This window comes from Streptomyces sp. DH10 (assembly GCF_029813805.1).
In the GTDB taxonomy this organism is placed as follows: domain Bacteria; phylum Actinomycetota; class Actinomycetes; order Streptomycetales; family Streptomycetaceae; genus Streptomyces; species Streptomyces coeruleofuscus.
The window spans coordinates 202275-222695 of the sequence record NZ_JARVKU010000011.1 but is presented as its reverse complement, the minus strand read 5'-3'; the positions used below and the strand labels follow the sequence as shown (position 1 = coordinate 222695).

At 74.2% G+C, this 20421-nt stretch carries 19 protein-coding genes and 1 riboswitch; of the genes, 5 read left to right on the top strand and 14 right to left on the bottom strand.

From position 1 onward, the window contains the following. Window positions 1-119 precede the first annotated feature (119 nt). From QC385_RS23600 to QC385_RS23560, 9 genes are all read right to left on the bottom strand, one after another. Window positions 120-983, bottom strand: a complete 864-nt coding sequence (locus tag QC385_RS23600; RefSeq protein WP_279543330.1) for an energy-coupling factor ABC transporter ATP-binding protein — start codon at window positions 981-983, stop codon at window positions 120-122. Continuing rightward, window positions 980-1729 (bottom strand): cobalt ECF transporter T component CbiQ, encoded by a 750-nt coding sequence (cbiQ, locus tag QC385_RS23595; protein WP_279543329.1) that lies wholly within the window; start codon window positions 1727-1729, stop codon window positions 980-982. The genes QC385_RS23600 and cbiQ overlap by 4 nt, the downstream gene beginning before the upstream one ends. A 5-nt stretch (window positions 1730-1734) precedes the next feature. Next, window positions 1735-2103 carry an energy-coupling factor ABC transporter substrate-binding protein gene (locus QC385_RS23590; RefSeq protein ID WP_279543328.1) on the bottom strand — a complete coding sequence of 123 codons (369 nt, stop codon included), beginning with the start codon at window positions 2101-2103 and terminating at the stop codon, window positions 1735-1737. Continuing rightward, a complete protein-coding gene (locus tag QC385_RS23585; protein WP_279543327.1) occupies window positions 2100-2801 on the bottom strand; it encodes an energy-coupling factor ABC transporter permease in 702 nt (233 codons plus the stop codon). Before QC385_RS23585 ends, QC385_RS23590 begins: the two co-directional genes overlap by 4 nt. A 30-nt stretch (window positions 2802-2831) precedes the next feature. Next, window positions 2832-3016: riboswitch (cobalamin riboswitch) on the bottom strand. A gap of 90 nt (window positions 3017-3106) precedes the next feature. Beyond that, window positions 3107-4531, bottom strand: a complete 1425-nt coding sequence (locus QC385_RS23580; protein WP_279543326.1) for a serine/threonine-protein kinase — start codon at window positions 4529-4531, stop codon at window positions 3107-3109. Window positions 4532-4696: 165 nt separating this feature from the next. Next, the gene (locus QC385_RS23575; RefSeq protein ID WP_279543325.1) at window positions 4697-6025 is read right to left on the bottom strand and encodes an MDR family MFS transporter; all 1329 of its coding nucleotides are present in this window, start codon (window positions 6023-6025) and stop codon (window positions 4697-4699) included. Window positions 6026-6056: 31 nt separating this feature from the next. Then, on the bottom strand, window positions 6057-7907 hold the full coding sequence (locus tag QC385_RS23570; RefSeq protein WP_279543324.1) for an ABC transporter permease subunit: 1851 nt from the start codon (window positions 7905-7907) through the stop codon (window positions 6057-6059). A gap of 26 nt (window positions 7908-7933) precedes the next feature. Beyond that, a complete protein-coding gene (locus QC385_RS23565; RefSeq protein ID WP_279543323.1) occupies window positions 7934-8470 on the bottom strand; it encodes a GNAT family N-acetyltransferase in 537 nt (178 codons plus the stop codon). A gap of 78 nt (window positions 8471-8548) precedes the next feature. Then, complete coding sequence (locus QC385_RS23560) at window positions 8549-9346, bottom strand: VOC family protein (protein WP_279543322.1); 798 nt, start codon at window positions 9344-9346, stop codon at window positions 8549-8551. A 190-nt stretch (window positions 9347-9536) separates the two neighbouring features. Between QC385_RS23560 and QC385_RS23555 the strand changes: the two genes are divergently transcribed. Then, on the top strand, window positions 9537-10385 hold the full coding sequence (locus tag QC385_RS23555; protein WP_279543321.1) for a class I SAM-dependent methyltransferase: 849 nt from the start codon (window positions 9537-9539) through the stop codon (window positions 10383-10385). A gap of 17 nt (window positions 10386-10402) precedes the next feature. On the opposite strand, the gene QC385_RS23550 is transcribed toward QC385_RS23555, so the two are convergent. Beyond that, window positions 10403-11200 (bottom strand): SDR family NAD(P)-dependent oxidoreductase, encoded by a 798-nt coding sequence (locus tag QC385_RS23550; RefSeq protein ID WP_279543320.1) that lies wholly within the window; start codon window positions 11198-11200, stop codon window positions 10403-10405. 90 nt (window positions 11201-11290) lie between these two features. Here QC385_RS23550 and QC385_RS23545 point away from each other — a divergent pair, with 90 nt between their 5' ends. The 3 genes from QC385_RS23545 (at window position 11291) to QC385_RS23535 (ending at window position 13384) form a co-directional block, all read left to right on the top strand. Then, window positions 11291-11767, top strand: coding sequence for a DUF4396 domain-containing protein (locus tag QC385_RS23545; RefSeq protein ID WP_279543319.1), 477 nt, complete (start codon window positions 11291-11293; stop codon window positions 11765-11767). A gap of 128 nt (window positions 11768-11895) precedes the next feature. Further along, window positions 11896-12582 carry a hypothetical protein gene (locus tag QC385_RS23540; protein ID WP_279543318.1) on the top strand — a complete coding sequence of 229 codons (687 nt, stop codon included), beginning with the start codon at window positions 11896-11898 and terminating at the stop codon, window positions 12580-12582. Between the two features lie 169 nt (window positions 12583-12751). Beyond that, window positions 12752-13384, top strand: coding sequence for a sigma-70 family RNA polymerase sigma factor (locus QC385_RS23535; protein WP_279543317.1), 633 nt, complete (start codon window positions 12752-12754; stop codon window positions 13382-13384). A gap of 63 nt (window positions 13385-13447) precedes the next feature. Here the strand turns inward: QC385_RS23535 and QC385_RS23530 are convergent, their stop codons facing one another. The 4 genes from QC385_RS23530 to QC385_RS23515 form a co-directional block, all read right to left on the bottom strand. Continuing rightward, entirely contained in the window at window positions 13448-14662 is a 1215-nt protein-coding gene (locus QC385_RS23530) for a type III PLP-dependent enzyme (RefSeq protein WP_279543316.1), read from the bottom strand. Continuing rightward, entirely contained in the window at window positions 14659-16395 is a 1737-nt protein-coding gene (locus QC385_RS23525) for an IucA/IucC family protein (RefSeq protein ID WP_279543315.1), read from the bottom strand. Before QC385_RS23525 ends, QC385_RS23530 begins: the two co-directional genes overlap by 4 nt. 94 nt (window positions 16396-16489) lie before the next feature. Beyond that, complete coding sequence (locus QC385_RS23520) at window positions 16490-18220, bottom strand: IucA/IucC family protein (protein ID WP_279543314.1); 1731 nt, start codon at window positions 18218-18220, stop codon at window positions 16490-16492. Continuing rightward, window positions 18217-19389: an ATP-grasp domain-containing protein gene (locus QC385_RS23515; RefSeq protein ID WP_279543313.1), complete on the bottom strand. Its 1173-nt coding sequence runs from the start codon at window positions 19387-19389 to the stop codon at window positions 18217-18219. The genes QC385_RS23520 and QC385_RS23515 overlap by 4 nt, the downstream gene beginning before the upstream one ends. A gap of 187 nt (window positions 19390-19576) precedes the next feature. On the opposite strand from QC385_RS23515, the gene QC385_RS23510 reads away from it, so the two are divergent. Then, a complete protein-coding gene (locus QC385_RS23510) occupies window positions 19577-20416 on the top strand; it encodes a (2Fe-2S)-binding protein (RefSeq protein ID WP_279543312.1) in 840 nt (279 codons plus the stop codon). Window positions 20417-20421: the final 5 nt, after the last annotated feature.

Here is a 20421-nt window from a genome sequence, read left to right as displayed (position 1 = left end):
CGCGAGCTGGGCATGCCGACCGGACACCGCCGGGCCTGGGCTGACGGCACCCTCCGCTCCACGGCCGAGACGGCCCCGGGACGAGCCCGCAATCGCGTGGTGGCGAAGCGGGGCGGCCCTCAGCCTCCGTGCGCCCCCAGCCGTCCGGCCGCGACGGCGGCGAGGGCTGCGAGTTCGGCGGGCGTACGCGGACCCGGCTCCGCGCCCGTCAACAGCCCCTGCGCGCGGAGGAGTTCCGCCGCGGCGGCACCCCAGGGCAGTCGCAGGCCCGCCTCCCGGAGGAGCTCGGGGCGGGCCAGTGCCTCGGGGGCGGGCCCGGTGCGGACTCCGGACGGGGTGAGGAGCGCCGCGTCGTCGGCCCAGCGCAGGGCGAGGTCGACGTCGTGGGTGGCCATCACCACCGTGGTGCCGGATTCCCGGAGTCCGTCGAGTGTGGTGAGGAGCCGTTCCTGGCCGTCGGGGTCGAGTCCTGCCGTCGGCTCGTCGAGGACGAGGACCCGGGGTCGCATGGCGACCGCGCCCGCGATGGCGGTGCGTTTGCGCTGCCCGTAGGAGAGCAGATGGGTGGGCCGGTCGGCCAGGGCGGTGATGTCCAGGGCGGCGAGCGCCTCCGCCACCCGCGCCCGCACCTCCGTGTCGTCCAGACCGAGGTTCAGCGGCCCGAACGACACGTCCTGCTCGACGGACGCCGCGAAGAGCTGGTCGTCCGGGTCCTGCACCACCAGCTGGACGGTCGTCCGCAGCCGGGTCAGGCCCTTGCGGTCGTACGTCACCGGCTGCCCGTCGACCGTCAACCGGCCCGCGTGAGGCCGCAGTCCGCCGCTGAGGAGCCGCATCAGCGTGGTCTTGCCGCTGCCGTTGCGGCCGAGCAGCGCGAGCGCGCGCCCCTCGCGGATCTCGAAGTCGAGGCCGCTGAGCACGGCCGGGCCGTCCTCGTAGGCGAAGGACGCGCCCCGCAGGGCGACGAGGGCGGGCTCGCTCATGCCGGCGGCCTTTCCAGTACGAAGGTGAGGACGGCCAGCGCAGCGAGGAGTACGCAACTGGCGGCCGTGAAGCGGACGGAGACGCGGGCCTCGGGCACCAGGACGCGCAGGGTGCCGTCGTAACCGCGCCCGGCGAGACCGTCCTGGAGACGGACCGCCCGGTCGAAGGCCCGGACGAACGCGGTGGCGCCGAGACCGCCCAGCGAACGCCAGGCGGCGGCCCGCGTGGTGTGCCCGAGCCGGGCGGCCTGCGCGTCACGCACCCGGCGCACGGAGTCCAGCAGCAGGAAGCTCATGCGGTACGTCACGAGCGCGACGTCGACGACCGCCGCCGGCACCCCGGCCCGGACCAGACGCGGCAGCAGGTCGGACATGGGGGTCGTGAACGCGAACAGCAGCACCCCCAGGGAGGCCGCCGAGGTGCGCAGCAGCAACTCCCCGGCCCGCAGCGGCCCGTCGCCGGCCAGGGACACGAAACCCTCCGGCCCGCCGACCTGCACGAGCAGCGTCAGCGCGCCGGTCACGCAGAAACCCAGCGGCACCCGGTAGGCCCGCCACAGCCTCCGCCAGGGCACGCCCGCCGGACCCAGCAGCACCACCAGGGCGGTCAGCAGCACCAGAGCCGCGCCCGGCCAGGGCGGCAGCGAGATCGCCAGGAGGGTCAGCCCCAGCCCGAGCACGGCCTTGTCCACGGGATGGCGGCGGCGCCAGCGGCTGCTGTGCGCCGCCGCGTCGATCGGCAGCACGCGGCTCAGGCCCTTTCGGCCGTGGACTCCTCGGCGGCACCGGCCGCCGGGCTCTCGGAGTCCCGGTCCCGCGCCCGCCGCTCACCCTGCCGCCGGCCCCGGCGCAGGCCGAAGTAGTAGGCGAGGACACCGGCGCCGAGAGCCGCCTGGAGGGAGAACAGCGCCGACTCGATCTCACCGGACGGCGGTTCGTACAGGGGCGAGAACCAGGGCTCGTAGTCCGGCTCGATCTCGGTGATCGCCGTCTCGGCCTCGCCGTCGGAGCCCGTGAAGGGCTCCTCCTTGTGGTCGCCGAGACCGAGCGCGAGCGGCAGCACGGCGAGCGCGACCACGACGAGCAGCAGCAGGATGTTGATCTTCGTGTTCCTGCTCATCGGGCCACCGCCTCGGTCTCGCCGCGGGACTGCTTGCCGGCGATGAGCACACCCAGCCGGGTCAGTTCGCCCTTGCTGGACTGCACCAGCAGCCGCATCACGAGGACCGTCAGCAGTCCCTCGCTCACCGCGAGCGGGATCTGGGTGACGGCGAAGATGGAGCCGAACTTGCCGAGCGCGCCCAGGAACCCGCTGCCCGGGTCGGGGAAGGCGAGCGCCAGCTGCACGCTGGTGACGCAGTAGGTGGACAGGTCGGCGACGAACGCCGCGAAGAACACGGCGACCATCAGCGGCGCGCCGTACCGCCGCAGCAGCCGGTACACCGCGTATCCCGCCCAGGGGCCGACGATCGCCATGGAGAAGACGTTGGCGCCCAGCGTGGTCAGACCGCCGTGCGCGAGCAGCAGTGCCTGGAAGAGCAGGGTGATCGTGCCCAGCACCGCCATGACGGGCGGCCGGAACAGGATGGCTCCCAGGCCCGTGCCGGTGGGGTGGGAGCAGCTGCCGGTGACGGACGGCAGTTTCAGGGCGGACAGGACGAACGTGAAGGCGCCGGAGGCACCGAGGAGCAGGGTGCTCTCGGGGTGCTCGCGCACCTCACGGGTGAGCGACCGGACTCCGTGGACGACGAACGGCGCAGACGCGACACCCCAGGCGGCCGCGTGCGCCGGAGGCAGGAAACCCTCGGCAATGTGCATGGCTCAGCAGACCCTCTCCAGCACCTCGTGGATGGTTGACGCGCCTTGGCCGGTCTCCTGGCTCACGGGTCCCACCGCCCGTACTCCGCCTTCCCGGGTTCGTGAGAACCCAGTGGCTGCCCGCGAGGGCTGGAGCCGGACTTCCCGATCACAGTGGCGAGGGCCGCACCGGCATCACACCGGATTTCCCGTTCACCAAGGCGTGGTGACAGTAATGCCGGGATAAGGGCCATGACAAGCCAGCCGAGGGGGCGCGCGAGGGGGCGCGTGAAGGGGCGACCGCTCGCACACCGGCGCAGGAGGGCTCAGTCGTCGCCCTCTCCGTCATCGTCCTCCCCGTTCTCCCAGGACTGCGGAGTCTGTTCCTGCTTGGGCTTGTCCGCCTTCTGCGGCGGGTCGCTGATCGCCTCCGGCGTCGGGCTCGAGAGGCCGGGCGTCGGTTCGGCGGAGGTCGGGGTGCCGGGGGCCGCGGGGGAGGGGGTGACATCGGCCACTGTGCCGGCGGGGGGAGTCGTGGCGGGCGCCGGGGCGGAGGAGAGGGGCTCGGCGGAGCCGGCGGACGAGACGGCGGCCGGGCTGCTCGCGGACGGCGACGCGTCGGGTTCCGTACCCTCCGTCGCGGTCTTGTCGGGCGAGAACCACATCATGCCGGCGAGCATCGCGGCGAGGAACAGCGCCGCCGCGGCCACCGCCGCGGCCAGCCTCCGGTGGTTGCCGGGGCCGTTACGGGGTGCGGAGCGACGTGAACGCCCGCCCGGGGCGGTGCGAGACCCCGTGGGCAGCGCGTACGTGGCCGGGGCGCCGGTGCCGGCCGCCGTGTACGGTCCCGGCCCGGAGGAGGGCACCGGGGACGCCGCGTACGGTCCCGGCCCGGAGGACGGCACCGGGGACGCCGCCTCCGGCAGTGGCTCGGGCAGCCCCTGCCAGGCGCCGCCGGCGAACCACTCGGCGGCCTGCTGTGCCGTGGGCCGGTCCTCGGGCTGCTTGGCGAGCAGGGCGAGGAGGTAGCTCTCGAAGGCCGGCGGCAGACCGGTGACACCGAGCTCGCGGGGCGGTACGGGAACGTTGTCGAGATGCTGGTGGAGGAGTGCGACGGCGGTGTCGGCCTGGAACGGCGGGCGGCCGCTGAGGAGCTGGTAGAGCACGCACCCCAGGGAGTACATGTCGGAGGCGGGACCCGCAGGCCGGCCCAGGGCGCGTTCGGGCGCGAGGTAGAGGCCGGTGCCGACGATCTGGCCGGTGGCGGTGAGCGCGGCGCCCGGGTCGTCGAGGAAGCGCGCGATGCCGAAGTCGCCGATCTTCAGCGTCCCGCCCGCGTCCAGCAGGAGGTTGGCGGGTTTGACGTCCCGGTGCACGATGCCCTGCTGGTGCGCGGCGGCGAGCCCCGCTGCGGCCTGCGCGGCGAGTCCCGCCACCCGCTCGGCCGGGAGCGCGCCGGAGACGGACAGCACCCGGGCGAGGCTGTCGCCCTCGACCAGCTCCATCACCAGGTACAGCCGGTTGTCGTACTCGCCGAAGTCCAGGACACCGACCACGTTGGGGTGATTGAGACGCCCGGCCGTCTGGGCCTCCAGACGGAACCGGGACGCCGCCGTGGCGTCGGTGTCCTGAGGCAGCAGCAGCTTGAGGGCCACCGCTCTGGCGAGCGTCTCGTCGTACGCACGCCAGACCTCTCCCATTCCGCCGCGCCCGATCTCAACGTCCAGCCGGTAGCGGCCCGCTAGCAGCACTCGTCCTCGTCCTCTGCTCGTGGGAAGGTCCTCGCCGCAGGCCGTAACTCCCCGCGTCGGAGCGGAGGTTGGTGGGGGGTGCCGCAGCCGACCCAGGATACTGGCGCCGCGTGACCACTGTTCCCCTTCCTTGCGCCGTCGGGCGCCGGAACCCTCCGCGCGCCGTCAGGCCGCCGCGCCCGCCCCCCGCGCCCGCTCCTTCCGGCGCGGCAGCAGTGTCACCGCCAGGGCGGGTACGGCCGCGAGGACCAGCCAGGGGACGGCTGCCGGGAGGCCGGTGTCGAGCAGGGAGCCGGTGGCCGCGCTGCCGGCGAGGACGATCAGGCCCGAGACGGACGACAGCGCACCCATGTAGAGGCCGATCCGGCCCTCCTCGGCGAGGTCGGGCACCCAGGCGCGGGCGGCGGGCACGACCAGCATCTGCCCCACGGTGAGCAGCACGACGAAACCCGCGGCCGGCAGCAGTCCGGCGGCACCCGTCCAGCCCGCGGGCCGCGCCGCGGCCACCACCGCGAAACCGGACGCGATCAGCAGCAGCCCGGCGGTCATGGAGCGGCGCAGGTCGAGCCGGTCGCCGGCCCAGCGGGTCAGGGGCAGTTGAGCGAACACCACCAGCACCGAGGACAGGGCGAACAGCCAGGACAGCGGCGCCTGGGAGCCCGTCGCGCGCTCCACCTCGTCCGGCAGGGCCAGATACAGCTGGTTGTAGGCCAGCAGGTATGTACCGTACGCACAGCACAGGGCCAGGAAGCGGCGGTTGCGCAGCAACAGGCGCGCCCCGCCCCGCTGCCGGACGCGGACCCTGCCGGGGATGTGCTGCGGCATCAGCCGCAGATGCCCGGCGAGGACGAGCACGAACACCGCGGCACCGGCGAGGCACGCGGTGCGGAAGTCGACGGCGAGCAGCAGCGCGCCGAGCAGCGGCCCGACGAAGGCCCCGGCCTGGCCCGCCACGCTGAACAGGGCCAGGAGACGGGTGCGTGAGCCGTGCCCTTCCTCCTCCCAGACCACCGCCTGGCGGGCCACCTCGGACTCCACGGCGGGCGAGAACAGGGCGGCGGCGAAGCCGATCACGAGCACGGCGCCGATCACGGTCCAGCTCGCCTCCGCGTACCCGAGCCACGCGAACCCGGCGATCCGCAGGACGCAGCCCGCCAGCACGACCGGGCGTACGCCGTAGCGGTCGACGAGTGAGCCGCCCACCACGAACAGGCCCTGCTGGCTGAAGGTGCGCAGGCCGAGGACGAAGCCGACCAGCCAGCCCGCCATGCCGATCGCGGTGCCGAGGTGCTCGGCGAGGAACGGCAGGACGGCGAAGAAGCCGATGTTGAAGGCGAGCTGGGTCACGATCAGCAGCCGCAGCAGCGGGGACAGGCCCCGCCAGAGCCGCCAGGTGCTCTCGCGCGGGGCCTTGGGCGTCCCGTCGTCGGAGGTCTCGCCCGTGGGCGCGTGGACGGCCCGGCGGGCCAGGGCGCGGGATATGAGGCCGGTCATCGTTCTTCCCTCGTAGGGGTGGGCACAGGAGTCATGGGGCGTCGGGACGGTTCGGCCGCCGCCGCGGGGCAGGGATCAGCCGGTCGCCGGGCGGCCCGGCGGGGCTGCCAGCACGCCCACGCCGCCGGGGCAGCCGTACGCCGCCGGCGGCCGTCACCGCGAGTGCCCCCAGCAGGGCGAGGACGGCCGCCGGGAAGAGGACGGCCCACGGGGCGCGCTCGGCGTACGGCTGGTTCTCGGCGAGCAGCAGGCCCCACTCGGGGGACGGCGGCTGCGCGCCGAGGCCGAGGAAACCGAGCGCGGCGAGGCTCAGCGCGACGCCGGGCAGCCGGAGCAGGGCGTGCCGGGTCACCGGCGGCAGTACGGCGGGCAGCAGTTCGTGCCGGAGCAGGTACCAACGCCCGGCGCCGAGCGCGCGGGTGGCGGCCAGGTGCGTGGTCGCGCGCTCCTGACGCAGCAGGGAGGACGTGTGGGCGGCCAGCGGGGACCAGGCCACGACGCCGACGGCGAGGGCGGGCGCCCAGGGGCCGCTGCCCGTGACGCCGGTGACGAGGAGCCCGGCCAGGACGGGCGGTACGGCACTGACGGTGTCGACCAGCGGCCCGGACAGTCGCGGCAGCAGCCCCAGCAGCAGCCCGGCCGCCAGGGCGGCGGCACTCACCGCGAGCGCCGTGCCGAGGGTGTTGAGCGCGCCGTGGGCGACCCGGGCGAGGACGTCCCGGCCCAGCGCGTCCGTCCCGAACGGGTGCTCCGCGGAGGGGGCTCGCAGCCGGGCGAGGGGGTTGAGGGCGAGCGCGTCGCGCGGCAGGCCGAGGCCGATGACCGCGGCGAGCAGCGCCCCGTACAGCAGGGGCAGGGTACGGGGCGGGGGCGGGACGGGCCGGTGCAGGGAGTGCAGGGCGCCGTCGCGCAGCGCCGGGCCGATCAGCTGCCGGGCCGTCAGCCGGGCGAGGACGCCGGCGGTGGCCGCGAGCAGGACCAGGGCGAGCGTGCCGGTCTGAAGGACCGGCAGGTCCTGGGCGAGGGCGGCGTGCAGGGTGAGCCGGCCCAGGCCCGGGATGTCGAAGACCTGCTCGACGGCGACCGATCCGCCGGTCAGACCGACCACGAACAGGCCCAGGTTGGGCAGCAGTCCGGGCACACAGCGGCGCACCGCCTGCCGCGCCACGGACTTCGGCGGGACACCGCGGGCCGCGGCGGCCAGGGCCCACGGCTCGGCGAACGTGCCGGGCAGCAGGTCGTCCAGCATCCGCCCGAGGACCGCACCGGCGGGCAGGCCGAGGGCCAGCGAGGGCAGCACCATCCACTGCGGCCCGTACCAGCCCAGGGCCGGCAGCCAGCCCAGCTGCACGCCGATCACCGAGGCGAGCACCGAGGCGACGAGGAACTCGGGCAGCGCGGCCAGCATCGCGGTCCCCGTGCCGCCGGTACCGCGCGTGCCGAGCCGGCCCCGCGAACCGAGCCGGAGCGTACGGGCGCACACGGCCGACGCGGTGGCCGCGGCGACGACGAGGGCACCGGACATCAGCAGCAACGACGCACCGAGCGCCTGTGCTACGGAGGGCAGTACCTGGGCGCCGGAGACCCACGACGTGCCGGCGTCCCCGTGCGGCAGCCCGCCCAGCCAGCGGCCGAGCAGGACCAATGGGCCGTCGTCCAGCCCGAGTTCGTCGCGGATGGCACGCAGCGTCTCAGGGGTCGGATCACGGTCAGCCGAGCGGGCCTTGAGCACGGTCAGCGCCGGGTCGGTGCGCGACAGCCACGGCAGCAGGCCGATCGCGCCCACCAGGCCGGCCGTGAGCACGACCCGCCACAGCAGCGTCGGGCCGCCGCCGCGCGCGAGCACGCGCAGGGCGGCCAGGGCCTTGGACAGGGGTGACATCGAGGTGTTCAGCGCCGTCGTGCCGCTCAGGCGAAGGGGATCTCGAAGTGCACCACGCCGCTGCCGCCGCCGGGCACTTCCTCCCGCTCGTCGCACACGACCTTGCCCAGGGTCCGCCACAGGCCCATCGCGCCGGGCGAGTGCGGATACGTGTGCAGATACACGGACCGGTAACCGCCGTCGGCCCGCGCGACGTCCAGCAGCCCCTCCACCAGCCGCCGGGCCAGCCCCCGCCGCCGGTGCTCGGGGCGCACGTACACCCGCCGGAGCTGTGCGGTCTCGCCCGAGGGGAACCGCTCGGCCAGCCAGCGCGGGTTCGGCGGATGCGCCGGGCCGCGCGCGTCCAGCGCCGCCGTGGCCGCCACCGTCCCGTCCCGCTCGTCCATGGCGACCAGTAGCGTGTGCCGCGGCGGTGCGACGTAGTAGGACGCGGGATCGATGATGTCGGCGTGCCAGCCCGGCACGTATCCCGTCCCGAAGTCGCGGTACACCGCGTCGAGCATCACTGCCCGAGCCCCGTCGATGTCCTCCGCCGTGGCCGCCCTGATGCTGTAGTCGCGCATTTGCACATCATATGCAATAGCTGTGCGGCTGAGAGTGCCGAGGTGACGTGGCTCAGCACACACAGCCGGCGGCCGCGCTCAGCTCTCGGCCGGGGTGAGCACCACGAAGTCCGCGCCCGCCGGGTCGACGCAGACCGCCAGCCGGCCGACGCCCTCCGCGTCCTCGGGCCCCATCTGCACGCTGCCGCCGTTCTCGGTGACCTTGGCCACCGCGGCGTCGCAGTCCTCCACGGCGAAGACCGGGTGCCAGTAGGGCCGGCCGTTCGCCAGCGAGAGGTCCTCCTTGCCGAGCTCCATGAGGCCGCCGTGCATGCGCTCCTCGGGCAGCCCCGCGGGGGTGATGAGGGTGTACGTGCCCCCGCCGCCCGGCAACGGCATGTCGCTGAACTGCCAGCCGAACAGGCCGCCGTAGAACTCCTTCGCGCCCGCCCCGTCGCTCGTGTAGAGCTCGGTCCACGACAGCGAGCCGGGCTCGTCGACCAGGTCGACGCCCTTGGTCGTGCCCGGCTGCCAGACGGCGAACTGGCCGCCCAGCGGGTCGCTGTACTGCGCCATCCGGCCCCAGTCGTCGAGGTCCATCGGCGCCACCCGGACGGTGCCGCCGGCCTGCTGCACGGCCTCGGTCGTGGCGTCCGCGTCGGGGACGCTGAAGTAGAGCATCCAGGCCGGGCGCGCTCCCTCCTCCGTGAGCTTGCCGAGACCGGCGACGATCTTGCCGTCCTTCCGGAACATGCCGCCTTCGAAGTCCTCGCTCTCGCCCATGGACTCGTAGTCCCACCCGAGCACGGCGCCGTAGAAGGCCGCCGCGGCCCGGACGTCCGGAGCGCCGAGGTCGAGCCAGCAGGGGGAACCGGGGGCGAACTCCGTGGTGATCATGGCGATGCTTCCCTTCCGCAGATTCGGTGTCCCCAGATTGACACCGGGCGCTGACCGTCGCCCCTCGGCCGCTGCCCGGCCGGCGGATCAACGGTCCTGTGCCCCCGGCCGGTTGCCGGGCCGTGGAATCATCGGGATCATCGCCCGGCCGGGTGATCGTGGAGTTCCGTGCGGTGAGGGTGGTGGCGGCGTGGTGGCCGGCTGGGAGTGGGACGAGACGTTGTTCTCGGGGACCGCCGCCTACTACGAGCGGGGGCGGCCGCCGTACGCCCCCGGGCTCGCGGACGCGCTCGCCGAGGCGCTGCGGCCCGACGGGGAGGGGCGCCTCATCGACGTGGGCTGCGGGCCCGGGACCATCGCCCTCAGCCTCGCGCACCTGTTCGGCGAGATCGTCGGCGTGGACCCCGACCGCGGGATGATCGCCGAAGCCGGACGCCGGGCCGCCGACCGGGGAGTGGGGGAGAAGGCCCGGTGGGTCCTGGCCCGCGCGGAAACCCTGCCCGCGGGGCTCGGCACGTTCGCCGTCGCCACCTTCGCGCAGTCCTTCCACTGGATGGACCGCGACCTGGTCGCGGCGACCGTCAGGGACATGCTCCAGCCGGGCGGCGCCCTGGTGCACATCGCGGACCTGAAGACGGAGCACCGCACCCTGGACGGCCTGCCGCACCCGCCGGTCCCCTATGCGGCGGTGGACGAACTGGTCAAGCGGTACCTGGGCCCCGTGCGGCGAGCGGGCCGCGGGGTGCTGCCGCAGGGCACGGCCGGGGGAGAGGCCGCGGTGTTCGCCCGGGCGGGATTCACCGGTCCCCGGCGTCTGGTCGTACCCGGCGGGCAGATGCTGGAGCGGACCGTCGACGATGTCGTCGCCTGGGTGTTCTCCATGTCGTTCTCGGCGCCGCATCTGTTCGAAGGACGCCGGGACGGCTTCGAAGGGGACCTGCGCCGGCTGCTGCGGGAGGCCTCTTCGGCGGGGAGGTTCTCCGAACGCGGGCCGAGCACGGAGGTCTTCGTCTGGCGGAAGGACTCCTCCGGGCGCTGACCGGGAGGCGCCGGGGGTCAGTGCACCGACATGCCGCCGTCGACGAAGACCGCCTGCCCGGTGATGTACGCGGAGGCCTGGCTCGCCAGGAACACCGCCGCTCCCGCGAAGTCCTCGGCCAGTCCGTTCCGCCCGACCAGCGTGCGCTCGGCGAGGGCGGCCACCTTCTCCGGATCCGACGACAGCCGCGTGTTGAGCGGTGTCATGACGAAGCCCGGCACCAGGACGTTGCAGGTGACGCCGCGCGACGACCACGCCTCGGCCTGGGACCGCGCCAGTGACTCCAGGCCGCCCTTGGAGGCGCCGTAGGCACCGCTCTGGACGAACGCCCGGTGTGCCTGCTGCGAGCTGATGTGCAGGATCCGGCCGTGACCGCGCTCCGCCATGCCGGGGCCGAAACGCTGGCCCAGCAGGAACGGCGCGTCCAGGTTGACGGCCATGGTGAGGTCCCAGACGTCCTCGGTGAGCTCGTCCATCGGCGGACGCACGTTGATCCCGGCGCTGTTGACGAGGATGTCGGGTTCCCCGAACGCCTCGACGGCCCGCTCGGCGGCCGTCCGCACCCCTTCGCGCGAGCTCAGGTCCGCGCTGACCCAGGCGGCGCGGCAGCCCTCGGCCGTCAGTTCCTCGACCGTCGCGATCAGTCCGGCCTCACCGCGAGCCACGACCACCACGCTCGCCCCGGCGCGGGCGAGGGCACGGGTGATGGCCCGGCCGATGCCGGAACTGCCGCCCGTGACCACCGCGACCCGGCCGTGCAGGGAGAACAAGTCGGAGAGATAAGCCTGGGTGGCCCGCGTCGCTGGTGTCGTCATGACGAGCACTCTAGAGCGGTGCGCCGGGGAGCCGGTGGCCGCAGTGCCACCTCTGGTGCGAATACCCCTGGGGGGTATATGCTCGGAGTCATGGATCACTCCACTCATGACCACGAGGGGCGCCCCCACGGAACGGCGACCTGGGGGACCGCCGTGAAGGCGACGCTGCACTGTCTGACCGGGTGTGCGATCGGCGAGATCCTCGGCATGGTGATCGGCACCGCGCTGGAGTGGGGCAACGTGCCCACGATGGTCCTGGCCATCGGGCTCGCGTTCCTCTTCGGCTACTCGTTCACCCTGTTCGCGGTCCTGCGGGCCGGTCTGGGTCTCGGGGCGGCGATCCGGGTCGCCCTGGCCGCGGACACGGTCTCGATCACTGTGATGGAACTCGTGGACAACGCGATCATCGCCCTCACCCCCGGCGCGATGGACGCCCATCTGACGGACGGCCTGTTCTGGTCCGCGCTCCTGGGCGGCTTCGCTGTCGCCTTCCTGATCACGACGCCGGTCAACAAGTGGATGATCGGCCGGGGCAAGGGGCATGCCGTCGTGCACGCCCACCACTGATCGGAAGTGGGGATGCCTCCCCTTCGCCGGCAGTGGTCTGGATCACATGGCGTGGATTGAGTGCCGGGCCCGGGCGATGTCCGTACTCATGGGTGACGGAGCGGTGCCGGATGCGAGGATGAGGCGCCATGACGGCTGGGTGGTGTGCTCGCACGGTACGGGCCGCGGTGTTCGCGGCCGTCTGTGTCGTGCTCGCCGCCCTGGGACACGTCATGATGTCCGGCGACCACGTGCCCCTCGCCACGCTCCTGGCCGGCTGGGTCCTGACGAGCGTGGTGGGCTGGTGCCTGGCGGGCCGCGAGCGCGGACTGCGGCTGGTCGTCGCCGTCGCCGTGACCGTCCAGACGGCCCTGCACTCGGCGTTCTCGCTCGCGCCGGCGGCCGGCGCGTCGGGCGGCCCGGCGCCCCTGCGCATGGGCTCCATGGACATGGGTGCCGACGGTATGGGATCCATGGGGCACGACATGGGGTCCATGGATCCCATACCGCCGGCCCCCATGTCCATGTCCGGGCACATGGGGCACGCGGGTCACGCCGCTGACGGTGACTCGTCCCTCGGCATGCTCGCCGCCCACCTGCTCGCCGCCCTGCTGTGCGGCCTGTGCCTGGGGCACGGAGAGCGGGCCGTCTTCCGTCTCCTGCGTGCCCTGGGCGGCCGGCTGGCCGCGCCGCTGCGGCTCCTGCTCGCCCTGCCCGCACCGCCGCCCCCGCCCGTGCGCGTGCGGCGGTGGTCCTCGGACCGGGCGCCGCGCCTTCTCCTTCTCGTTCACGCGATCACCTCGAGAGGACCACCCGTGAGGGCCGCTGCCGTCTGACGGCAGCCGGTAAGTCCCGGGGCGGCCCCTGCTGTCGCCCCGGTTCCGGTCGTACGCCCGTACGCCCCATCCCTCACTCACCGGACCGCGCAGCCGCGCGCACGCCCCGCATCCCGTATGTCCGCGTGCTCGCCCTGCCGTAGTCCTGGAATCCGGAGAAGGACACCAGGTGATCACTCCTGCCCTGCCCCTTTCGCACGAGACGAGAGAACGTCCGGCGTCGGCCGACGAGTCGATAACGGCCTGGGCGCTGGCCGCCCGCGGCGGCGACTCGGCCGCCGTCGACCACTTCGTGCGGGCCCTGCACCGCGACGTGATCCGCTACGTCGCCCATCTGTGCGCCGATCCGCAGGCCGTGGACGATCTGGCGCAGGACACGTTCCTGCGGGCCCTGGGCAGCCTGCACCGGTTCGAGGGCCGCTCCTCGGCGCGCGCCTGGCTGCTGGCGATCGCCCGGCGTGCGGTGGCCGACAGCCTCCGGTACACCGCCGTACGCCCCCGCCGGGCCGACCTGCCGGACTGGGAGCTGGCGGTCGAACTCGCCCAGCCGCGGGGCCTGCCCGGTTTCGACGACGGCGTGGCGCTGCTGGAGCTGCTGGCCTCGCTGCCGGACGAGCGGCGCGAGGCGTTCGTCCTCACGCAGTTGCTCGGTCTGCCGTACGCGGAGGCCGCCGAGCTGAGCGACTGCCCGGTCGGCACCGTCCGCTCCCGGGTGGCCCGCGCCCGGGCGACGCTCATGGCCCTGCTCGCCGAGGCGGAGCAACCGCCACCGGTCGCGTCACCGGCCCTGGCCGCGGCCTGACGCGTCCCGGCCCGCGGCGCCCACCGGATCCGTCCGGTGGGCGCCGGCCCGCCCGCGAGCGGTTCACAGTGCCGGGGCGTCGCCGGACAGGAAGTGGAACCCGGGCCGGGGATGCATCAGGAAGTCGTGGTGCGAGATGTTCCACGCGTAGGCACCCGTCAGCGAGAACACCACCCGGTCCCCGGCCCTGAGATCCCGCGCGGGCACCCGGCGGGCCAGCACGTCCTTCGGTGTGCACAGCTGCCCCGCCAGGGTCACGCGACCGCCGCGTGCCGACGGCCGTGGCCAGGGGTGCGGCCAGGTGTCCACCGGGAGGACGGAGCAGGGCTGGTCGTGTCCCTTCGTCGCCGGGGTGCGCAGATGGTGGGTGCCGCCCCGCAGGACGGCGAACTCCTCGCCGTGGCTGTCCTTCACGTCCAGCACCTCCGTGGCGTACCAGCCGCAGTACGCGGTGAGCGCCCGCCCGGGCTCGATCCGCAGCGTCAGCTCCGGGTGGGCCTCGGTGAGGCGGGCCAGGCCCTCGCCGTACGCGGCCCAGTCGAAGCGGCGTTGCGGGTCGGCGTAGTCGACGCCCATGCCGCCCCCGACGTTCACCTCCGCGATCGGCACGCCGAGTCCCGTGGCCCAGCCGACCACGCCCTGTGCCACCGCCAGCAGCTCGGCCGCCTCCAGCCCGCTCGCCAAGTGGGCGTGGACGCCGCGCAGTTCGAGCTGCGGGTAGGTGCCGTCGGCGAGGTCCCTGAGCAGCGGCTCGGCCCGGGCCGGGTCCATGCCGAAGGGCGTCGGCCGCCCGCCCATCGCCAGCGAGCTCCCCGCCAGTGAGCCGTCGGGGACCGGCAGGTTGACGCGCGGCAGCACCGCGACCCGTCGCCGGGGCACGACGCGGCGTGCCAGCTCGGCCAGCACGCGCAGCTCGTGTGCGCTCTCGACGTGGAACCGTCCGACGCCCAGCTCCAGCGCGGCCGTCACCTCGTCCGGCGTCTTGCCCGGCCCGCCGAAGGCCAGCGGCCGGCCCGGCACCGCCTCGGCGACATGGGCGAGTTCACCGCCCGACGCGACCTCGTAACCGTCGACGCTGGGTTCCAGCGCGGCCAGGATCTCCGGCTCGGGGTTGGCCTTCGCCGCGTAGTACAGCTCGACCCGTCCGGGCAGCGCGGCCCGGACCCCGGCGGCGTGCGCGCGCAGCGCCGCCAGGTCGTAGACGTAGGCCGGCAGCCGTGACGGCGGCAGCGACAGGACACGATCCCGTACCGCGGGCGTCAGGTGGGCCGTGGTCATCGCGAGCTCCTCTTCGCCTCGTGCAGCACGTCCTCGCCCAGCGGCGACGGCAGCCGGACGTAACCCGCCGCCCGGTCCGCCTTGCGCTCCCAGCGGGTGAGCAGGTTGGCCTTGGCGGGCAGCGGCACCCCGGCGAGCAGGGCGGCCAGGCGGGGCGGGCAGCCGTGCCGGCCGGCGTACGCCCGCAGCGTGTCGCGCACCCGTGCCCACAGCGCCGGCTCCGCCTCCGGATGCAGGTCGGCGAGGGCCGCGAGCAGCTCGGCGACGTGGTTGACCAGCAGGCAGTACACGACCCGGTCCCAGCCGCGCCGCGCGTCGTACGTCATCGGCCCGGCCACCTCGGGCGGCAGCGCGGCCAGCGTGTCCGCGTGCCGCTCGGGCAGCAGCTTGGTGCCCTCCAGGTCCCTGAAGAGGACCTGGGCGGGCCGTCCGGCGTCGTCGACGCAGAGCAGCACGTTCTGGAGGTGCGGCTCCAGCACCACGCCGTGGTCGAAGTAGGCGGCCAGGACGGGCGGCAGGAGCAGGTCCAGGTACGCCGACCACCAGTCGAGCGCCGCCGCCGCGTCCGCTCCGGCGAGCAGGCGGGAGACATGGGCGGCACTGGTCGGGTACTCGTCGGCGACGGCGGCCGCGAGCAGGGGAGTGGTGCCCGGCGCGAGCCGCCGCGGCAGGCCCTCGCGGACGATCACGCCGAAGCCCTCCAGCAGGTCGCGGTCCGGTGCGCCGCCGGGCCCGGGCAGGGCGAGCGTGCGGTAGGCGGGCTCGCGGAGCACGGCACCGCCGGGGAAGCGCCCGGCGAGGCCGGACAGCACCGGGGCCAGGGCCCGGGTCAGGGCCACCGCCCCGGACAGTTCGTAACTGCTGTTCTTGCGAAGGCAGTTGGTGATCCGCACGTTCAGGCTGAACTTCAGGAACGTCTCCCCGTCGTACAGCGTGCGCACGGACGCGGTGGCCGCGAAGGGCCGCCCGCCGGGGCCCAGGTCGAGCACGTCACCACGGTCCAGGGCGGCCCGCAGCAGCGGGTCTTCCCGGAGCGTCTCGTACTGCCAGGGGTGGGCGGGCAGCAGCCGGTAGCCGTCCGGGACGTCCGCGCGCTGCCGGTCCAGGACGGCGGTGGCCGACGGTTCGGCGCTCTCCTGCGTGATCAGGTGCTCCCGCACCGCGAGGTGCCGCAGCGGGAAGGAGGCGCCCGCTTCGGGTGCGTACGCGGCCCACGAACGCCGGTCGCCGCTGCGGGCCTTGGGCGTGGGATGGAATCGGTGCCCGAAGAGGAGGGACTGCTCGGAGGCGAGGTAGGCGGACCGCGGGTCGTCCGGCACGTCCCAGGCGTGCCCGGCGGCGAGGGCGGCGGCGACGGCCGCGTGGCTGGAGGCGACCTGCTCCAGGAACTCCTCGTTGCGCACCCCGGTGCGCAGCGACAGCTCGTCGCGCATGTACTCGGCGAGTCGCCGCCAGTCGACGTCCGTCCGGCCGCCGTCCCGTTCCTCGCGCACCGGGCCGGTGAACCGGTGTGCGCCGAGCAGCGACGTCCGGCGCAGGGCGACCCGCAGCAGTACCCCGCGGCGGGGCAGCCGCAGCAGCAGGTGCCCGTCGGCGACGACGGTCTGGCGCTCGGGCCCGGACACCTCGCGCAGCAGGCAGTTCAGCAGGGTGTGCGCCACCACGTCGTCGGCGGTGGGCAGGGAGACCGGGGCGGCGGCGGTGGTGCCGGGCGATTCGGTCAGCGAGGGCATGGCAGGCTCCAGCGGGGTGCGCGGGTTCGATGCGGGGACGGGATCAGTGAGAGGGACGACGCGGCAGTAGCGCTGCGGCTGCGGCTCACGGCTCTCATGACGTACTCCGGGAGGGGAGGAGGTAGTTGGGGCCGGTGGTGTAGTGCTTGTTGATGTCGGCGGCGCCCGACCGCTGTTTGCTCAGCAGCGTCCCGGCCGTGACCATCGCCTTCACCGGCAGCTCCGGCGCGTCGAGCACCCGGGCGCGCAGGACGTCCCCCGCCTCGCCCCCGAGCCGTGCCACGGCCTCGGCCAGCCGTTCGCGCACCAGCCGCAGCAGCACCGGCAGCCGGGCGCGCCCGTGCCGGGCGAGGCCGAACGCGTAGGCACCCGCGCACAGGTGGACGGTGATCGTGGCGAACAGGTCGGCCACCGGCCCGTCGTCCGTGCCGAGGACCCGCGCGTCGTCGAACTCCCACGCGCCGGGCAGCCTGGCGTGCAGCCGCCGCGTGTTGACGCGTGGCCCGTCGTTGTCCTTGAACAGCAGCCGGAGGCTGCCCGGCCGCAGGACCAGCGAGATGTTCTGCTGGTGCGACTCCAGCGCGACGCCGTACCCGAACAGTGTGGTCTGCCAGTCGAACAGCAGGGTCAGGCAGGCGTCGAGCAGCGCGAGCGGGTCGCCGTCGTGGAAGCGGCCGGCGAGATGGTCGAGGACCAGCCGCCCGTCCGGTGCCTCCGCGAGCAGCGCCGCCATCGGTACGACGACCGAGTCCGCGAGACCGGCGGGGTAGCGGCGGCACAGCACGGCCAGCATTTCGTGACCGGCGTGGGCGTACGTCGTCTCGTCGGCGTGCAGGATCGTGTCCCGGAAGCGCGGCTCGCGGGCGACGATCCGCTGGACCAGCCGCTGCCCGACGGCCCCGTCGACGAGGGTGCCGGGCTTGACGGACCGCTTGTTGCGCAGTCCCAACGACGAGGTGGCCAGGGGCAGTTTGAGGTGCAGCGTCGGATCGGCCGCCGTCGCCACCGTGCGCATCGACAGGGTCGGTACGACGTCGACGCCGCTGTGCTCGGCCGGCACCGCTCGCCCGCGCAGGCCGGTCGCCCGTAACGCCTCGTCGAGCGGGGGGCCGACGGTCAGCGGGTGCACCGGCAGGGCGAGGTGCGTGCGGTCCAGTCCGGCCAGGCCGAGCCGCGCGGGCGTGGGCCACGACTCCGGGAGGGCGCCCGCGACATGGATGGCGTCCCGGGGCACGGCGAGCCAGCGCAGCGGGAACCGCGGATGGAACTCCGGCGCGTACGACCGCAGTTGGTCCTGAGCCAGTCCCGCCCGGCCACGCCCGGTCGGGTACACCGGATGGTCCAGGCGGGCGGCGAGCGCGTCGAAGGCCAGGCCGGCGTCCAGGCCCGTCCAGCACGCGGGGTCGGTCCCGTGGCGGGAGGTCAGCTCCGCCGCGAGGTCGTCGCGCGTCTCGGCGTGCAGCCGCAGGGTGGCCAGTGTCTGCCGGCACTCCTCGGCGAAGGCGTCGAAGCCGCCCCGGTCCTCGGGATCGGCGAGCGCGCGCAGCGCGCCCAGCACGTCGTCGTACGACGTCAGCTCGGCGCCGTCCGACGCGCGACGCAGGAGCGGCAGCCGCGCGGCGTACGCGCTCTGGAAGCCGTCCTCGGCGACGGGCAGCAACAGCGCGTCGTAGCCGGCGGCGAGTCGCAGCCAGGGCCCGTCCGGGCGGTGGACGAGGGTGCTCCGGGAGCGCAGCCCGACGACGTCCTCGCGCAGGAGAGCGCTCAGCACCCGGGTGAGCAGCCCGGCCGCGCAGGCGTCCGGCGGGGGCGGCGGTACGGTCACGCCTGGATCTCCCAGCGGCAGGCGGCCAGGAAATCGGCCGCCACACGGTCCACGCTCTCCTGGTCGGCGCCGGTGGCCCGCAGGACGCCCAGGTAGTCCCGGTTGGTGCGGTACAGCTCGTGCCGTTCGCCCACGGCCCGCAGCGGACGGTACATCAGACGCACACCGCCTACGGTGAGGTCGGCGGCGGCCGGTGCTTCGGTCAGGGTTCCGGCCCGGTCGGCACACGGGTACTCCACGAGGGCGGCACCGTCGCGGCGGGCACCCAGGTCGGCAGGGAGCGCTTCGCCCAGGTGCGTGCCGAGGACGAGCTCGAACAGCGGAATGCCGAGGAGCCGGGCGAGCAGCAGGTCGCACTGGTCGCCGATGTTCCGGTAGTTGACCTCGATGATCCGCGCCCGGCCCTCGTGCACCACGAACTCGGTGTGGCAGGCGCCGAACCCGACGCCGAGCGCGTCGAGTTGCCCGAGGACCTGCGCCACGACCGGCTCGGGGTGGGCCGGGACGAAGGTGAGGCGTGTCTCGACGAAGTACGGCGGCGGCGACAGCTCGGTGCGAAAGCCCCCCAGGACATGCCGGACCCGGCCGTCCCCCAGGGACTCCAGGGTGTGCAACTCGCCGGGGAGGTACTCCTCGACCACCAGCGTCGTGCCGGGGCGGCGCTCCAGGATCTCCTTGGCGCGGGTCACCAGGTCCTCGGGCCCGTCGACGAGCACCACGTCCTCGCTGGCCACGCCCTCGCGGGGCTTGACGACACACGGGTAGGGCGCGTCGAGCGGGGCCGGTTCGGTGAGTTCCGCCGACCAGACGGTGTCCACTCCTGCGGCGGCCAGCCGGCGGCGCATCTCCGCCTTGTCCTTGCAGCGCAGGGCGGCGCGCCAGTCCTTGCCCGGCAGGCCGAAGTAGGCGGCGGCCAGGGCGGCCTGGGTCTGGAGGTGGTCGCTGTTGGTGAAGACCGCGTCGGGACGGTCGCGGCCCGACACGCGCGCCACGACGGCCCGGAAGTCCCGCACGTCGCACTCCAGAACCTCGATGTCCGGGCATGTTCTCCGGTGCGCGCCGGGCTGGTCGGTGAGCACGGTGACGTCCAGGCCCAGCCGGGCGGCGGCGGGCAGGAAACCCTCGGTGACGGAGTCGGTCGGGTTGAGGGCGAGAAGGTACAGGCGCATGGCGGTCTTCCGGGAGAGGCGGGGTCGGCGACGGCCGCTCGGTCGAGGCGCGAGCGGTGTGCCGCGGGACCCCTGTGACATGGACGGCCCTTGATCGGCGGACGTCCATGAGCACGCCGACGATCTTGTACCTTAGGTTAGCCTTGCCTATCCAACCACGGGTTGCAACTGCCCGTAGGAGTGATCGATGCGCACTGTCCTGGAGTCACCGCCGGCCCTCACCTCCGTCCTCGCCGCCGACTACCGGCGGTTGACCGGCGTCTGTGAGACGCTGGACGTCCAGATCGCGGACCCCCGGACGGCTGTGAACCAACGCGCGCTTTCGGCCGAAGAACTGACGTCGGATCAGCAATCCCTCGACGCCTTCGTGGACGCCGAGGCGACCCGCATCCGCACGCGCCACGGCCACACTCCGCGCCCCCACATCGCCGCCTCACGCGCCCTGCACGACTACGCCTGGTCCATCGCCCTGCTGATGAGCGGCGTGTGGTACCTGGAGCGCCGCGTGCCCCGCGTACGCCCCCAGTCGGTGCGCCTGGACCTCGCGGCCGGGACGTACACGATCACGCCCGAGCCCCGCGTCGCGTGTCTGCCCGGTGACCCCGTCGCCGCGCTGCCCGGGGCGGTGACCGTCGCGGACGAGGAGGCCCTGCGGGCCGAACTGCGCGCCGCCGTCGCCGACCACATGCGCCCGCTGCTCGCCGCCCTCGGCCCCGCCGTACGCCGCGGCCCGCGCGCCCTGTGGGGCATGGTCGGCGACGATCTCGTCTCCGGGATCTGGTACCTGGGCCGCACCCTCGGCCGCGAGGACGACGCCGTGCGCGCCGCCACCGCCCTGCTCCCCGAACCCGTCAGCCCTTACCCGGCCGGAGCCGACTTCCGCCTCCTGACGGGCACCGACGGCCGCCACCACCCGACCCGCACCCGCACGGGCTGCTGCCTCTATTACGCCATTCGCCCCGACGAGGCCTGCGCCACCTGCCCCCGCACCTGCGACGCCGAACGTCTGCGCCGACTGGAGTCCTGACGAGT

Coding starts and splice junctions, on each gene's coding strand:
- QC385_RS23525 (WP_279543315.1), bottom strand. CDS start 16,395: ATGCCCTCGCTGACCGAATCGCCCGGCACCACCGCCGCCGCCCCGGTC.
- QC385_RS23590 (WP_279543328.1), bottom strand. CDS start 2,103: ATGAGCAGGAACACGAAGATCAACATCCTGCTGCTGCTCGTCGTGGTC.
- QC385_RS23560 (WP_279543322.1), bottom strand. CDS start 9,346: ATGATCACCACGGAGTTCGCCCCCGGTTCCCCCTGCTGGCTCGACCTC.
- QC385_RS23570 (WP_279543324.1), bottom strand. CDS start 7,907: ATGTCACCCCTGTCCAAGGCCCTGGCCGCCCTGCGCGTGCTCGCGCGC.
- QC385_RS23530 (WP_279543316.1), bottom strand. CDS start 14,662: ATGACCACGGCCCACCTGACGCCCGCGGTACGGGATCGTGTCCTGTCG.
- QC385_RS23575 (WP_279543325.1), bottom strand. CDS start 6,025: ATGACCGGCCTCATATCCCGCGCCCTGGCCCGCCGGGCCGTCCACGCG.
- QC385_RS23545 (WP_279543319.1), top strand. CDS start 11,291: ATGGATCACTCCACTCATGACCACGAGGGGCGCCCCCACGGAACGGCG.
- QC385_RS23550 (WP_279543320.1), bottom strand. CDS start 11,200: ATGACGACACCAGCGACGCGGGCCACCCAGGCTTATCTCTCCGACTTG.
- QC385_RS23515 (WP_279543313.1), bottom strand. CDS start 19,389: ATGCGCCTGTACCTTCTCGCCCTCAACCCGACCGACTCCGTCACCGAG.
- QC385_RS23540 (WP_279543318.1), top strand. CDS start 11,896: ATGACGGCTGGGTGGTGTGCTCGCACGGTACGGGCCGCGGTGTTCGCG.
- QC385_RS23565 (WP_279543323.1), bottom strand. CDS start 8,470: ATGCGCGACTACAGCATCAGGGCGGCCACGGCGGAGGACATCGACGGG.
- QC385_RS23585 (WP_279543327.1), bottom strand. CDS start 2,801: ATGCACATTGCCGAGGGTTTCCTGCCTCCGGCGCACGCGGCCGCCTGG.
- QC385_RS23510 (WP_279543312.1), top strand. CDS start 19,577: ATGCGCACTGTCCTGGAGTCACCGCCGGCCCTCACCTCCGTCCTCGCC.
- QC385_RS23600 (WP_279543330.1), bottom strand. CDS start 983: ATGAGCGAGCCCGCCCTCGTCGCCCTGCGGGGCGCGTCCTTCGCCTAC.